This is a genomic window from Psychrobacter sp. FME13 (assembly GCF_014861395.1).
GTDB lineage: Bacteria > Pseudomonadota > Gammaproteobacteria > Pseudomonadales > Moraxellaceae > Psychrobacter.
On sequence record NZ_RRYV01000066.1, the window covers coordinates 1 to 16085 of the forward strand.

Below are 16085 nucleotides of genomic sequence, written 5' to 3' on the forward strand. Positions count from 1 at the left end.
TAGGCTTAGATGTGTATAGCTCATGGTTGCAATCTCACTTTGGTCGGTGGATAAAAACTTTGATGCTAGCGCATCTAGGTCTTTTTTTCACCTTGCATTTGGTATTGCACTTCATGTGTTAATCTAAGCCGTAAAAAACTGTGCGCCAAATGCCCATTGCCAGTTTTTTCCAGTTTGATTATCAGTACGATAACGGGTGGCCAAACGTCCAACACTGCGCGACTTCTCAAAAATAGTGATCTGCGGTATCAAATTCTTATCATTATCTTTGCCAAAAGCACGCTCTAATAATGTAGCGGTAAACAGTCCCGTCAGACCACCGCCGATGATAGCGATTTTGGGTGGAGTGGTATCAGCAGAAATTACAGAATGATGAGTCATAATGACAGTAAGCCTTATAGGATAGTTGGTCAGAAAATAATGATTTACTTTTAGTCGATGTACTTTTAAATAGCATTGAACCTCTAAAACCTACTCATATCAATATCATCTACGTAAAAAAGCCATGCTATTTTATAACATGGCTTTTCTGTCATTTCAGATTGAGCACACTTCATAATACTTCAAGCAAGGTTAACGCTGTCGTAATTTTATAGTGGAATGACTAAGCATCAAAAATTTCACTGCATATTGCCTGAAAGATAGTCGCTGCCAGCACCACATTTGAATGTTCAACACGCCCTATATTCAGTTGCCCAGAGCTATTTGGCTCTCTACTCTCCACGCTCAGCCTTGACCACCTCGACCAACTGATTAATCACAGAACTGTCTGCAAGGGTAGATAAATCTCCCAAGCCTACATACTGCCCTGCCGCTAGATTACGCAAGATACGACGCATGATTTTGCCCGAGCGCGTTTTGGGTAGTACATTGACGATATGAATGGTATCCAAATTAGCAATGGGCCCAATCTCAGAACGCACGTGTCGATTCAATTCAGCCCTCAATGACTCTGTCTCTTTTTCACCTGATTTTAGGATAATAAAGGCACAAACACCCGTACCACGAATCTCGTGTGGCATGCCCACAATGGCAGCCTCAGCCGTTGCAGGATGTGCGACCACCGCACTTTCAATCTCCGCCGTACCCAGACGATGCCCCGCGACATTGAGCACATCATCGACACGCCCTGTAATCCAGTAATGTCCATCCTCGTCGCGCTGTGCCCCATCACCAGTGAAATAATAGCCTGGATAATCGCTAAAATAGGTCTCTAAAAAGCGCTCATGGTCGTTGTAAATCGTCCGCATTTGTCCTGGCCAGCTGCTATTAATCAGCAGGTTACCTTCAGCAGACCCTTCTAATATAGTGTCATCGGTATCAACGATTTCTGGCTTGATACCGTATAGAGGGTTCATCGCCGCACCCGGTTTGAGTGCGACTGCGCCTGGTATTGGCGCCATTAAAATACCGCCTGTTTCCGTCTGCCACCAAGTATCAACGATTGGACATTTACTGTCGCCGACCACATGATAGTACCAATCCCATGCTTCTGGATTAATCGGCTCCCCGACGGTTCCGAGCAAGCGCAGGCTAGAACGATTAGACTCACGAACAAAGGCATCGCCCTCTTTCATCATTGCTCGAATCGCGGTCGGTGCGGTATATAAGACCGTCACATTGTGCTTATCGATGATATGACCAATACGTGCCCATGTTGGATATTCTGGAACCCCCTCGAACATCACTGTCGTCGTTCCATTAGCGAGCGGTGCATAAGTAGCATAGGTATGCCCCGTAATCCAGCCCACATCGGCTGTACACCAGTAGACATCATCGTCTTTAATATCGAAGACATCTCGAAACGTAGAAAGCGCATAAGTGATATAGCCGCCAGTCGTATGTAACACACCTTTAGGCTTACCCGTCGAGCCAGATGTATAGAGTAAAAACAGCGGGTCTTCGGCATTCATCACTTCAGGTTCGCAATACTTCGATTCGCCATCGACCAAGCTATGATACCAAACATCACGGCGGCCACTCATCGGTACGGAGTTGCCAGTACGGTGGACGACGATGACGTTGGTTACGCTGTCCGTACCATCCATATCAAGTGCGCGATCGACATTGGCCTTGAGCGGTGTACTTTTATTACCACGTAATCCTTCATCAGCAGTAATCACCAGTTTTGAGCGACTGTCTATCAACCGATTGCCCAAACTCTCAGCAGAAAACCCACCGAACACCACTGAATGCACCGCACCGATACGCGTACACGCCAGCATGGCCACCATCGCTTCCGGTATCATCGGCATATATAAGGTGACGCGATCGCCTTTTTTGACCCCAAGCTTACGCATGGCATTCCCTAAGCGGCAGACCGATTCGTGCAGCTCTTTAAAGGAGATAATTTTATGTAAGGAAGGATGATCACCTTCCCAAATAATTGCTGGCTTATAAGGGTTGTTTTGCAGATGTCGGTCGAGACAATTGACTGAAATATTCAGCTCGCCATCTTCGAACCATTTAATACGAAAGTCTTCTAAATCGTAATTCACATCGCTGATTTTGGTTGGTTTTTTTATCCAATCAATTAGCTCGGCACGCTGTGCCCAAAAGGCATCATGAGATTCAGGGGATTCGATAGACTGCTGGTAGTCGGTGCGGTATTGTTCGGCTGTCGTATTGGCAGCAGCGATGAACTCGGCTGCAAGGGGAAATGATTTCTGAGTCATAATAGTCATCCTTTTTAATTATTATTACCTGTACCAATCGTCAATAACGACCGTCTGTACAGGTAATAAGAGCCATCTTCCATAATGCGTGACACGTAAGGTTAGTTTGACAAATAAGCCGGATGGTTGCAAGGCATCAACTGCCATTCATAACAATATCACTGTACAGCGGTATAATTGGTCATACATGATAAAATGCATGGACAAGGCAATAAGGTATTTAATCCTTGTAACCTTAAATAAAATATGGACAATAGCTATTCTAAAGCGAACGCTAAGAGCGACTGACTCTTTTGAAGCACGACTTTATTGAATATAAGCAATCAGCTTTATTTTTATTATTTTATATCTATAGTCAATTTACCCTATTATCGATACAACGAACTGAGTGCCCACTATACGATTGGTTAGTGAGCGAGGTTAAGACCTGTAGCGGTTTTATAGTGGACAGGCTGTATCATTTTATGAGACCACAATGAGCAATCAACGCAATACATCACAATACGCCCACTACGATGTCATTATTATCGGTGCTGGCGCGTCAGGGTTATACTGTGCGCTCACTGCGGGTCGCCGTGGTCGCCGCGTACTGGTATTAGATCATGCCAATAAAGCAGGCAAAAAAATCCTGATGTCAGGTGGGGGTCGCTGTAACTTTACCAATTACTTCGTTGAGCCTGAACACTTCCTAGGTGCCAATCAACATTTCTGCAAATCAGCCCTTAGCCGTTATCCCAGTTGGGAGTTTATCAGTATGGTTGAAGCGCATAAAATTGCTTATCATGAGCGTGAGCATGGTCAGCTGTTCTGTGATGACTCTGCACAAGACATCTTAACCATGCTCCTTGATGAATGTGCCGCTGTCGGTGTACAAGTAAAACTGAATGCTCAAATTGAAAGCGTTCAAACTGTCGAAAACGACAAAAATGCTCGTTTTGAGTTACTAACGACCAAACAGCTGACTAAGAAAGAAAAGCAAGAAAGAAAAGAGACAGCCAATCAAACCAAGCTGCCACAAACAGGCTATCGCTGTGAGTCATTAGTCGTCGCCACGGGCGGATTATCTATCCCAACCATGGGTGCTAGCGGCTTGGGTTATGAAGTGGCACAGCAGTTTGGTCATACGCTCATATCAACTGACGCCAGTCTCGTACCTTTTACCTTCACTGATAAAACAGGTGAGCTTATTCGGTCATTGTCAGGTATTAGCTTGCCAGTCATTGCCAGTAACGAGCGCATTTCCTTTAAATTACCACTGCTATTCACCCATCGTGGACTGTCAGGGCCTTCGATGCTGCAACTGTCTAATTATTGGCATACGGGTGAAACCATCAGTATCAACCTGCTACCCGATATCGATACGACAGCGCTCTTATTGGCGCATAAAAAATCACATCCCAAGCAGCTGATTCGTACGGTGCTCGCTGATTATACTGATAGTGCATTACCAAAAAAGCTGCTGACCGCGCTACAGACTCACCTGTGGGAAGATATCAAAGATACCGAGCTTGCTAATATTAAAGACGAGCGTTTGGCAGAGCTCGGTGCGAGCTTGAATGGTTGGCAGCTAAAACCGTCTGGTACTGAGGGTTATCGTACCGCTGAAGTCACGCGCGGCGGTGTCAAAACAGATGAGGTATCCTCAAAGACTATGCAAAGCAACTTACAAGATGGTCTATACTTTATCGGTGAGGTGCTCGACGTCACAGGCTGGCTTGGTGGTTATAATTTTCAATGGGCGTGGGCAAGCGGTTTTGTTAGTGGTGAAGTTGTTTGATGCTATAGTCGGTTCAATGTGATTTGAATACAAGTAAAATCACCAAAAATAGTAGACTAATCGAGAGTGATATCCCATCCGATTTATAGAGGATTAACGATAGACAGTAAGGTCTACTAAATCTCCTATAGAAAATTATTCTACTTAAGTTGTCTTTTACCTGAATTAATTCCTGATAATTTAGATATAATAAAGCTAATATAGCGCAAAGTAGTCAGACAGAGCTGCTTTGCAGATAACAGTAATCTGTTTTACGAGGGAATATATGCGTCAAATCAAGAAGGTTCATGGTGAAAAAGTACCATATTGGGTGGGTGATGGCTTTTATGTAAAAACCCTAATCAACCATCTTGATGACAATCCCGATTTTAACTATCAGCATACCGATCCATTTTTGTTATTCGATTATGGTGTGCCCACCGTTTTTGAGCCAAATCCTGATTATAAATCACAACCACATGGTATTGGTAAGCATCCACACAGAGGTTTTGACATTGTCACTATCGCGTATTCAGGAGAACTTAGCCATGCCGATTCTACTGGTGGGTGCAGTGATATTTTGGCAGGTGACGTACAATGGATGACCGCAGGGCGCGGCATTATGCATGAAGAGTTTCACTCAGAATCATTTGGACAGCATGGCGGCGTTTTTAGTATGGTGCAGATGTGGGTCAACCTACCAAGTAAAGACAAACTCACCCAACCAAAATACCAAAGCATCAAACGCGCAGACATACCTATCGTCGATTTGATAGATAATAGCGCTAGTCAGACACTTAACAACAATGAAGAGCAAACCGTTATTGGTACAGCCGCTATCATAACTGGTGAGTGGCAAGGCGTCACAGGCGCAGCCAGCACATTCACCCCAGTTAATGTATGGAATATTGAATTACATACCGCTGGGTCAACGAAGCTGCAAGTACCCAACACGCACAATACGCTATTGCTAGTACAAGAAGGTAAGTTACTAGTCAATGATACGACTGTGAGCGCAGGACATTTGATTCAGTTTGAGCCACCCACGCAACATCGTACTGATATTCAAGATGGGCAAGCACCTGATACTGACACCATTGAGCTGCACTGTCCTACTACCGAAACTGATGGACAGACCTCAATGCCTATCAAACTTTTGCTATTCAGCGGGGAGCCTATTGGCGAACCAGTGGCTGGTTATGGCCCTTTTGTCATGAACACGCAAGAAGAGCTGCGCCAAACGTTTCGAGATTACCAAACAGGTAATTTTATTAAGTAGCTGACACTTTATCTAATAGCGAACACATACGTATCCACAGGTATAAAAAAGCCACCAAACGCTTATCGTCTGGTGGCTTTTATTCAAGGCTTATCTTTCACCTAACTAACTACGCTTGAGCTAAAAACGGATAATCGGTGTAACCTTCAGCACCGCCACCATAAAAGCTTTCGGGATGCTGTTCATTTAGCGCAGCGCCTTCACGAATACGTTCAGCCAAGTCAGGGTTGGCAATGTAATCACGACCAAAAGCAACGGCATCGATGTAACCTGCTTTAACATTTTTCTCTGCTTTTTCGGCGGTATAGCCACCAGCAGCGATAATCATATTATCAAAAGCAGCTCGGACACCTTGACGGAAAGTATCGCTATAAGGAGTACCACCAGCCCAATCAGGCTCTGACAGATGTAGATACATTAGACCACGCTTGTTAATCTGTTCAATCAACCAGATGTTTTCATCTTCGTTATAGCCGGCCTCTACATTGTTAAACGTTCCAAGCGGCGAAATACGAATACCGACATGATCCGCATCCCAAGCATCAACACAAGCATCGATGACATCTAGTGTTAGGCGCGCTCGGTTTTCACGGCTACCACCGTATTCATCAGTACGTAGATTGGTTTGTTCCACCCAGAACTGATGCAACAGATAGCCATGAGCGCCGTGAATCTCAACCCCATCAAAGCCCGCTTCTTTAGCATTTTTGGTTGCTTGTGCAAAGTCAGCAATGACTTGCTTGATTTCATCAAGTGTGGCTGGGCGAGGTGTCGTCGCGTCCACTCGAATTGCTTGATTATTACTATCACGTAGCGAGGTACGTATGCCGACGTTTACATCAGAAGCGGAAATTGGGGCTTTACCATCAGGTTGTACGCTCTCATGCGAGACCAGACCGGTGTGCCATAGCTGTACCACAATCTTGCCACCTTTGGCATGGACGTTATCAACGATGGCCTTCCATGCGGTGATTTGGTCTTGAGTATGAATACCAGGTGCGCCTGCATAGCCTTTCGCCTGAAAAGAAATCTGCGTCGCCTCAGTAATAATCAATCCTGAGCCAGCACGCTGTGAGTAGTATTCTCCAGCCAGCGCTGTCGGTACATCACCAGGCTCTACTGAACGCAGACGTGTTAATGGTGCCATTAATATACGGTTTTTTAGCGTTTGTGTACCCATTTTTACGGGTTCAAATAAGTTATCGTGTACCATGTTATGCCTTATTATGTTTGTCATTATAAATTGGTGTTCGTTATCATGATGAAGGTTTATTGAACGACCGTTACATTTATAAGGAATGCTTGTCATTATTCAAGTAATCTTTACAAACAGAAACACACGTTTATATTTATTTAATAACAGTGATATTCGCTATCTCAATTGCTTATTACAGGGTAAAATCTATGCACGCTCATACAAATAAGTTATTAGGACTCACATCAAATTACAAACATTCATACTCAACGGAGTATTGAAAGGATGCAATCTGTGCAAAAGAATCAAGTGCTACTTATTGTCAGTTCAAGCTTAGTGTTTGCCCTCACCGCCTGCCAGCCTCCTTCAGATAAAACGGCACCTGAAGCTGATACACAGACCACAACCGACCAAAGCTCTCAGCCGCTCGCAGAAGCAAAAACACCGAAAGAACTCACTAAAGCATTGGTGAAACTATCGGAAGATACATTAAAAGAGCAGCTCATTTGTAGCAAGCTGGAAGACACCATAAATACCATTGATAATAAAAGTGAAATCGAAAATATTCATGCGGTTCAGCACCAGCTAACGGCTTGCTTACCAGTGGCCGACAATACTCAAATCCTACAATGGCTAACAGAATATCAAGCGATGTATCAACGTTTTCTAAGCGTCAATAGCATTAATAATGTTGATAGCGCGATAGACAATAGCTCATTTTATGCCCTAATGCGTACGATTGAAGAAGACCAAACCGTCACTGTGGCACAACTAAAAGAGGTCAGCCCTCGTGTGCGATATTTGGTAAGTTTAATCAGGAGTGGTTCCGACGTTCATGTGCGCTATTTGGGTGAAGGTGATTATGAGTTTTATCACGACCTAACCGCCATGGCAGATATATTTATCCCTTATCTACCTGAGGATCAAGCGGCCTTTGTCCAGCGTATGGCAAAAGACAACCAAGAAATCTTTTGGTTCGATACGGCGATTGCCTTTTCTTTTGAGGAGTTGGTTGAACGTACTGTCTTTTGGGAAGACTTTATCAAGCACTATCCACAGAGTATCTTTTATAACGATGCCGAGTCGTTATTCAATATGTATCGCTATCTACTATTTTTTGGGTCCGAAAATACTCAATGGACAGATAAAGAAATACGCAACTTCTATGACTCAGACAATAAACGACTGCTGCTAAAGTTGGCTAAACGCCCCAATAATGAGCTGGCTAAAAATGTGCAAGACTTTTTCACATTTATGGAGCAATCTGATGCCGAGCGTCTGACGCAGTACCCTATACCTGACAAAGATGAAAACGGTGGTGAAATAGACGAGAGGAACATCACACAATATCAACTAAATGAAGCTTTAAATCTATCGTCACCATGGATAGCCACTCAAGATAGGAATTGTTTGACGGGCATTATTTGTGTGGATAAGGATGCTCAATAAAGCATAATAAAGCCAAAACACCTACATTACTTCATGCATGCTTCATCATCTGTTTAACCGACAACTCTAAAGATAAATAAGTGCCAAACAATATCACCATAGAGCCAACGATCGCTCGTGTGTCTAAGGCTTCTCCAAGTAACACATAACCTAGAATAATGGCAAAAATTGGAATCACTAAGGTAATACTCGTCGCTCTAGTTGGCCCGATATTTTTGATCAATTGATTCATAAAAATCAGCGCAATCGCAGTAGAAAACACGCCAATGCAAATCACCGATATCCATGCTTTTAGACTGATGCTCTGACCATAGGGAAACTCATAAAAGGTAACGGGCAACATGATAATACTGGCAATGATGAGTGAGCCTGCGGTGATGGCCACTGGTGAAACATTGTACAAATAACTTCTGGTGAAGTTGGCACCAAGCGCGTAACCAACACTGCCCAATAATGCATAACCCATTGGCAATAATCCTTCGACCAAACCTTTACTTTGATCACCGCCCCCAAACAATTTTTCGCTCATGAGAATGATCACACCAACCACACCAATAATCAAACCAAGTAGCTGTTTCTTTGATAATCTGTCTTTAAAAAAAGTGCTGGCGATAAAGCCACTCATGATTGGCACAGAGGCATTAAGCACTGCTAACACACCCGCATTTACCGATTGTGCTGAAAAAGAAAATAGCACAAAAGGTACGGCAGTGGAAAATAGTCCGACAAGCGCCAATAGCTTCCAATGCTCGCGGATACCAGCTCTGTTTTTCTTGCTGATTAACACAAAAATCAACATCACCAATCCGGCAAATATCACTCGCAGACTGGCAAAGGTAAGCGAGCCAAACTCAGGTACGCCGATACGATAAAAAACAAAGGACAGCGACCACATAAAGGAGAGCGTGATAAAGGTAATGAGGTCGCGTTTGGTCATGGATGAATCCTATTGAACGTCAAACGGCACGTGCCTACATTTAATAAATGCGCCGTTATTAAAAGTCTCAGTCGTAAAACTGTCGTATTGTGAAAAAAGACTACGATGATAACTTGTTAATCGCTCAATGGGGATTGTTTCTCTATACTTGCCGCCCACTTTCTGTTTATAAATTTACCTTATCTAAAATAAAGTCAATATCCTTATCACCGCACTCTAGTAAGTTGGTTAAAATTGACTTGGTTGCTCGTTTATTAGAAATAAAGACTTTGAATAAACTTTTCCAACCCTATAGGTTATGTCAACTAATACTGATACAACTAAATCTGCGACTTTAAACTTTTCCTAGCAATACTTTTATGAAAAAAAGAAAAGAACGTAACAAAAAATACAGACGCAGATAATATTAAAATTAGAAGAGTCGCTATGGCTTGCTTATAACTCTTAGTTCCATCATTGATCGTGTATATTGTAGGATTGAATATTTCTACCATATCCGAGACATCATCTGTAATACTGAAATAGCACCAAGTAATGAAAATTATACTAAAGAAGACCAGACCGCGCTTATCTGCTGATGGTTGATTATTTTCTGTCATTACCTCTAGGGACGGAGTATCTTGAGCACTTAATAGCATATACCCTGATTGCTTATGAGCAGTAATATCAACACTATAATCCTCTATATCTTCATGTGTCTCAAGGAAATCAGGAAATTTTTCGGTAATATAGTAAGGAACATGCAGGTAATAAGTTGAACTCAAGCAAAGCGATAAGCTAATTTTATGTAACGTTTCTATGTCCCTGACTTTCAATAACAACAGATGACCTTTTACTGTTATAACCTGTTGCGGTGCTTTATGTTTTTGGTAGATATCAATTACATGTTTTATGGTCAACCCAGCACTGCCTAATGCAAATAACATATAAATATAGAAGAATATCCCTGTACACCATGAAGCAAATAATAGTAAAAGAATGGTCGCAATAAGAAAAATGGCAGGCTCAACATATATGATATTGCTTTGTCGAATATCATATTCTAAAGCCGTTTCTAAACGCTGTGAAACCACTTCTAAAGTATCCGTACTACTTGCACCTATAAAAAACTTAGCATTGGTTGCTAGGTCTCTACCGTTAACGTTTAATGCTATAGCATAGTAAGTTCTTGCCGAACTTGGCCAGTGTCCCTTAACAATAACAACTTCAATACGATTGGCCTCATTATCAATATAGATATCCATATCATAAGGGAAATAGATATGTTTGTTATCTAATCGCAGTTTTGTTTGAGTATGTCCTGACGTGGCAAAGGTATGAGCAACGACATCTTTTCCCTCTATTAGATAGACATTATCAAAATGTTCATTAGCATATGACAAGTTAAATCTTTGCATATGAAGGTTTAAGTATAGTTTCTCTTGTTCACTTATTTTTCTGACTGGATTATCGATATTTCTTAATTGATCTTTACTTTTTTTGTCAGCATAAATATAAGATACGGAAAAAAACAAAGCCAATGATGCCAGTAGTACTCCAAATAATAATTCCAAAACCAAGTTTTCCTTATTAAAATATAATCATAGTCGACCTCTTATATAAGTCATCAACAGCCCCTGTAGTTTCCTTGGAAAAATCCATAGGTAAAACATTACTTTGTAAGAGTTATCGTGATGAGACTAAAAGTCAAAACGAACGATTATAACACCAATACCAAACTTAAGTTTTTAAAATATTAGCTATTCATATGTACTCATAACACTAAATCTTAAAAGAACATTTGAGAAAAAGGACAAAAAATGAAACTTCGCATCTTAAAATCTGCCGTGACCAACCCTTGGTTCAATCTTGCGACCGAGGACTGGATATTTAATACCCTCAACCCCGACTCGCACACGCTATTCTTGTGGCGTAATTCTGAGACCGTGGTTATCGGACGTTCGCAGAATCCGTGGGTGGAATGCAAAATCGATAAAATGGAAGCCGATGATGTGTTTTTGGCACGCCGTCAGAGTGGCGGTGGCGCGGTATTTCATGACCTAGGTAATACCAATTTTACTTTTTTATCACCCAAAGATAGCTACGACCAAAAAGCGAACTTTACCATCATCATTAATGCGCTGAAAAAGTTAGGTATAGAGGCTGACTTATCTGGGCGTAACGACATGCAAGTGGGTAATAAGAAAATCTCAGGCAGCGCTTTTAAACATGCAGCAGATCGCAGCTTTCATCACGGGACATTATTGGTGAACGCTAACATGCAAAAGCTAGGCGATTACCTCAACCCTCATCCACTTAAGCTAAAAGCCAAAGGTATTAAATCCGTGCGTGCTCGCGTCGCTAACTTGGTTAAGTTTAACGAGAACATCAATCACGAGACTTTATCCGATGCTATTATCGAAGCGTTTTGTGAATACTATCGCGACAAAGATTATGGCGACACTGCACCCATAGAAACGCTAGATGAAGCCAGCCTCGCCAAGCAACCGACCTTGAATAAATACTATCAGCAAATGGCAGATTGGGATTGGCGCTTTGGCAAGACGCCTGAGTTTACCCACCACATTGAGACACGCTTTGATTGGGGCATTATCGATTTGCATCTTGATGTGAAGCAAGCAGTCATTCGCGACGTTGTTATATTCTCTGATGCACTAAATGTTGAATTGATTGAACGATTAAAAGAAACCTTGACTGGCGTCAAATACAATAAAAATGACATTAAAACCAAACTTGATGAGCTCGGCACAGCGTATCCTGATGTAGCAGCACAAGTGAATGACGTGTCTAAATGGTTGATTCATGAGATGGAAGGTTAGATTTTTGCTTGCTGCTAGGCTGTATAATCAACCGCTAAAACACCTCGCTTGCTCGGCATAGATTATATGTGCCATATAGATTATACTGCGTGATGAACTTAAGTTCGATATTTAATAATCATCGATAGTGCTATATAAATCATAAATTGGGTATTCAAACCTCAACTTTAGACATTGAAGCAAGGTAGCAATATGGTAGCCTATATCACAGTTGGCGCAAAGACGACGCATGGCGGTACGGTCATCACCGGCTCTCCGCAAACCACTCATTATGGTATTCCTATCGCTCGGAAGGGCGACAAGGTCGTCTGTAAAAAATGCAAAAAAGTCGTGACGATTATCACGGGTGACCCGTCCTATATAGTGGATGGTGCGCCTGTTGCTCGTGCAGGTGATATGACCAGCTGCGGCTCAAAACTGATTGCTAGTCAACAAGCATTTTCGGAGTCGGGTTTTGATGTGGGTAGCATTAGTGACGAGATGACTGATGAAGAGCTGTATGCCCTGAATGATCAGATGATAGAGGATGCTATTGCAGATGGTGGACTTATGGCTTTCTCAAGTACAAAGGGTTTAACGAATGACTCAAAAGCACCTAAAAAGCCTACAAAATACAATAAAGACGGTACTGAGAAAACACAAAAACAAATTAATGATGCTTGGAAAGCATATTACGATCACAAGCATAAGGTCGAAGCTGAAGCTTTGGCTAGGCAAAAAGAAGAAGAGAAAAGTTTTTTTGATAAAGCAAAAGATTTTTTAGGTTTCGATGACGATGCTCAAGCTGATAATGCTATCAATACTGCTCGTAATGCTGCTGTAACTGGAGCAAAACTGCCAGGTACTGGTACTATGGCAGCAGGTGATACACTATTAGGTGCGGGTGCCGCTATTTATAGTGCTCCTGATACTGCAATGAGACAGGATTACGAATATTTCATTAGAACTGGGGAGCAAGCGCCACTTAACAAAGCTGCTACTCTATTCCCTGTTTATAATAGATCACGTCAACGAATTAATAAAGAATTTGTAGAAAAACACAAAGGTGCTGATTGGACTGAACCTGGTAAAGATGGGCGATCGCCTCAAAATGATCTCTGGGGTAAATAAAGAAATAATAAAGGTTGTAGTATGAAAAAGTTAATAGTATTACTCGTCTTAAGCCTAACCGCTTGCTCTAATAGTATGAACAATGACACCATATCTTTACTTGATTATACAACACCAAGCGAATTATCTGAATTAGGATATACGCCTGATAAAGTTGATCTAATCAACAGGGATATGAAAGCTTATTTTGGTTATAACCGCTATGACGGTCATCAAAGATATAAAATTAACAACTTCGATATTATTGTTAATCCAAACAACCCAGATGAACTTTATGTCGTCCAAGATGGTTCTTACTTATTAGCTATAAGAAGTCCAAATACCACAGTATTGTATAAAAAGGGAACAAAATTTCCTAATCTAGTAGACACCTCCATCTTTTTTGATCGTGAGCAGCCCTTTGTTGCTGTGGCTAATAAAGATGAGCAAATGTCTTTGGATATTAATTTAGATGGCGTCGATGCCGTCTTTGAAAAAAGACATTATGAAGGTGATGAAGGTTTTATGAATTATACTGACCTATTAGGGTTGATTCCTGACATAGAAGATGTTGTAGAAGCTAATATACCCAATCAGCAGTGCGAGAAAGTAGCTGGTCCCTTTGCGTGTTGCTTAAAAGAGGATCAAACGTATCAGCCCTATCATTTTACGTATGAAAGAGGTTGGGAGATATCTTCTGACAATGAAATAGCACAAAAGAAGTGTAATGCAGGGGAATAAAGTTACTTCACGGCTATTTATCGTTCATATTTATGAATTTTATTGAGACTGCTAAACATCTTCTAAATTAATTTACATTTGATCGTCATCGGCCGACTCTACAACAGCGCCAACCCGCCCCCATGGGGCTACCCGCAAGCAGCAAAGAAGTCTGGCATCAAGTCTAAAAGCTTTAACTCGCCCCTTGAGAACTACAATGAGCTCATGTTCAACGATGATGCCGGCTTTGAGCTGGTTAATTTTCAGGCACAGCGTGATCTAAACTCTTTAGTCAAGAACGATGAGACCCGCACGGTCAACCGTGACCGTACGACGACGATTGATAAAGATGAGACGGTGACGGTGCATGGTAATCGTACGGAAACGGTGGATCTAGATGAGACTATTACTATCCATCAAAATCGTACGGAAACGGTTGATCAGAATGAAACCATCACCATCCATCAAAACCGTAAAGAAAGAGTGGATGAGAATGAAACTATAGACATTGGTGGTAACCGAGATGAGACTGTGCATAAGAGTGAGCAGGTTACTATTAAAGGCAATCGAGACAAAACTGTCAAAGGTAATGACACACTCACTGTAAATAAAGACCGCAAAGAAACAATCAATAAGAGCCGATCGCTCAAAGTAGATAAGAACAATACTGAACTGGTGAAGATGGGTAAATCAGTCACTGTAGGACTTGCCTATACGACCCAAGTGGGTACAGTGATGAATACTTAGGGGTGACAACTATCCTGCCATAGGGGGTAGTGGTCACAAGTGCGTTGAAGTTGAGACTAAGCGAAAGCTTACTTCTGGTGAGATACAGATGGCTCGTACTATGTTTCAAGATTCAGTAGATTACGACGTAGTATTGATATGTAAAGGTGGTATTTTTCACGATGTAACTGGGAATGCTAGGACGCTAGGTAATGAAATTACTCTTCCAACGAAATCTTACGATAGATATAAAGATTTTTCTGTAAGTCCAGCAACACAGGGTAAAAAGAACTGGTTTATTCACGAGATGGCACATGTATGGCAATATCAACTCGGCTATGACACTAGTTTAGCTGGAGCGTGTATATTCATGCGTGGTGATTACTTTGGGGATGATGCTAAACATAATGGAAACCCTGTAAATAAGCCTATGGCTTATGACTTACATATCATTAAAGATGATAAGGATTTTCCAAACTATAACATCGAACAACAAGCAGAAATAATAGCTCATTATTATGATATATCTATAAGGAAAACTAGATCAGATTACTATCAGTATCGAGATATTTATTACAAGATTTTAAAAGAATTTTTCTCGGACCCTTTTAACAGAGACTTACTTCCTACGGAGTAACGATATGAACCATAACTTTCAAAAAATAGTAATTTTCACTTTGACGCTAGGAATATCAACTACATCTCAAGCCATGTCAAAAAATGACTATGGGCAAGTCGATATTGTCATTAAAAACAATCAACCTTGCTTTTATTTATCTGGCTATACAAGGGAGGTTGCGACAGCAGACGATATTAATAAACTTACATATGGGATAGTATTTGAAGGTTCGAAAGACTTGTTTATAGTGAACAATGTTTACTTAGATATACCTAATAACCCTCAGAGCTGCCTATTAGTAACAGATATGGAAGCTTTAACGAGTGAGCCTAAGATTAGTCTTGATAAGCCTTACGGAATTGAGCTCAAACTAGGCATTAAAGATGCAGTTATAAACAGTGCTAACTACGTTTCGGAATTTTGCGTAACAGAAAAAAATAGTAGATACAAAATCGTTGAAGTTGACTATAAGATAAATCCAGATCCTACCAAGAACGCTACAAATTACTGTTCAAACAAAGAGTTTAAAGAAGAAAAGAGCTGGTTTCGAGAGTTTAAAGAATGGCTATCAGGATTTTTTAACTAAATATACGAGAAGTGTAAATTAAGTTAGAGATTGGCAAGATATGGATTTTATAAAATTTTGAACCGCCCCGACTATATCGGAGACTTGATTGCTTGAGTCAGGCAGCTTTGTCTGACTCAATAAAACTATCATAGTATCGTCTCTCAAACTCAAAAGGCGACACATAGCCAATCGTACTATGAATGCGAGTTTTGTTAAACCAATCGACCCATTCAAGGGTTGCTAATTCAACATC

The 16085-nt window shown here is 41.3% G+C and carries 15 protein-coding genes; 9 read left to right on the forward strand and 6 right to left on the reverse strand.

Going from position 1 to position 16085, the window contains the following annotated elements; translation table 11 throughout:
- Positions 1-123: 123 nt before the first annotated feature.
- Entirely contained in the window at positions 124-381 is a 258-nt protein-coding gene (locus EI164_RS09265) for an NAD(P)-binding protein (protein WP_192519683.1), read from the reverse strand.
- Between the two features lie 332 nt (positions 382-713).
- Positions 714-2675, reverse strand: coding sequence for an acetate--CoA ligase (gene acs, locus EI164_RS09270; RefSeq protein WP_192519684.1), 1962 nt, complete (start codon positions 2673-2675; stop codon positions 714-716).
- A gap of 475 nt (positions 2676-3150) precedes the next feature.
- Between acs and EI164_RS09275 the strand changes: the two genes are divergently transcribed.
- Both EI164_RS09275 and EI164_RS09280 read left to right on the forward strand, forming a co-directional pair.
- Positions 3151-4452 carry an NAD(P)/FAD-dependent oxidoreductase gene (locus EI164_RS09275; RefSeq protein WP_192519685.1) on the forward strand — a complete coding sequence of 434 codons (1302 nt, stop codon included), beginning with the start codon at positions 3151-3153 and terminating at the stop codon, positions 4450-4452.
- 265 nt (positions 4453-4717) lie between these two features.
- The gene (locus EI164_RS09280; RefSeq protein WP_192519686.1) at positions 4718-5710 is read left to right on the forward strand and encodes a pirin family protein; all 993 of its coding nucleotides are present in this window, start codon (positions 4718-4720) and stop codon (positions 5708-5710) included.
- A 109-nt stretch (positions 5711-5819) separates the two neighbouring features.
- On the opposite strand, the gene EI164_RS09285 is transcribed toward EI164_RS09280, so the two are convergent.
- Positions 5820-6923: an alkene reductase gene (locus EI164_RS09285; protein WP_192519687.1), complete on the reverse strand. Its 1104-nt coding sequence runs from the start codon at positions 6921-6923 to the stop codon at positions 5820-5822.
- A 276-nt stretch (positions 6924-7199) separates the two neighbouring features.
- On the opposite strand from EI164_RS09285, the gene EI164_RS09290 reads away from it, so the two are divergent.
- The gene (locus EI164_RS09290) at positions 7200-8354 is read left to right on the forward strand and encodes a hypothetical protein (RefSeq protein ID WP_192519688.1); all 1155 of its coding nucleotides are present in this window, start codon (positions 7200-7202) and stop codon (positions 8352-8354) included.
- Positions 8355-8385: 31 nt separating this feature from the next.
- On the opposite strand, the gene EI164_RS09295 is transcribed toward EI164_RS09290, so the two are convergent.
- Both EI164_RS09295 and EI164_RS09300 read right to left on the reverse strand, forming a co-directional pair.
- Complete coding sequence (locus tag EI164_RS09295; RefSeq protein ID WP_192519689.1) at positions 8386-9291, reverse strand: DMT family transporter; 906 nt, start codon at positions 9289-9291, stop codon at positions 8386-8388.
- A 320-nt stretch (positions 9292-9611) separates the two neighbouring features.
- A complete protein-coding gene (locus tag EI164_RS09300; protein ID WP_192519690.1) occupies positions 9612-10844 on the reverse strand; it encodes a hypothetical protein in 1233 nt (410 codons plus the stop codon).
- Between the two features lie 246 nt (positions 10845-11090).
- Between EI164_RS09300 and EI164_RS09305 the strand changes: the two genes are divergently transcribed.
- The 6 genes from EI164_RS09305 (at position 11091) to EI164_RS09330 (ending at position 15850) form a co-directional block, all read left to right on the forward strand.
- Positions 11091-12110: a lipoate--protein ligase gene (locus EI164_RS09305; protein ID WP_192519691.1), complete on the forward strand. Its 1020-nt coding sequence runs from the start codon at positions 11091-11093 to the stop codon at positions 12108-12110.
- 192 nt (positions 12111-12302) lie between these two features.
- Entirely contained in the window at positions 12303-13220 is a 918-nt protein-coding gene (locus EI164_RS09310) for a PAAR domain-containing protein (protein ID WP_192519692.1), read from the forward strand.
- Positions 13221-13241: 21 nt separating this feature from the next.
- The gene (locus EI164_RS09315) at positions 13242-13940 is read left to right on the forward strand and encodes a hypothetical protein (RefSeq protein ID WP_192519693.1); all 699 of its coding nucleotides are present in this window, start codon (positions 13242-13244) and stop codon (positions 13938-13940) included.
- 78 nt (positions 13941-14018) lie between these two features.
- Entirely contained in the window at positions 14019-14666 is a 648-nt protein-coding gene (locus EI164_RS09320; RefSeq protein WP_225739205.1) for a bacteriophage T4 gp5 trimerisation domain-containing protein, read from the forward strand.
- Between the two features lie 100 nt (positions 14667-14766).
- A complete protein-coding gene (locus tag EI164_RS09325) occupies positions 14767-15282 on the forward strand; it encodes a hypothetical protein (protein ID WP_192519694.1) in 516 nt (171 codons plus the stop codon).
- 4 nt (positions 15283-15286) lie between these two features.
- On the forward strand, positions 15287-15850 hold the full coding sequence (locus tag EI164_RS09330) for a hypothetical protein (RefSeq protein ID WP_192519695.1): 564 nt from the start codon (positions 15287-15289) through the stop codon (positions 15848-15850).
- 97 nt (positions 15851-15947) lie between these two features.
- On the opposite strand, the gene EI164_RS09335 is transcribed toward EI164_RS09330, so the two are convergent.
- On the reverse strand, positions 15948-16085 hold a 138-nt coding region (locus EI164_RS09335; protein WP_413038454.1), incomplete at its 5' end, for an IS3 family transposase.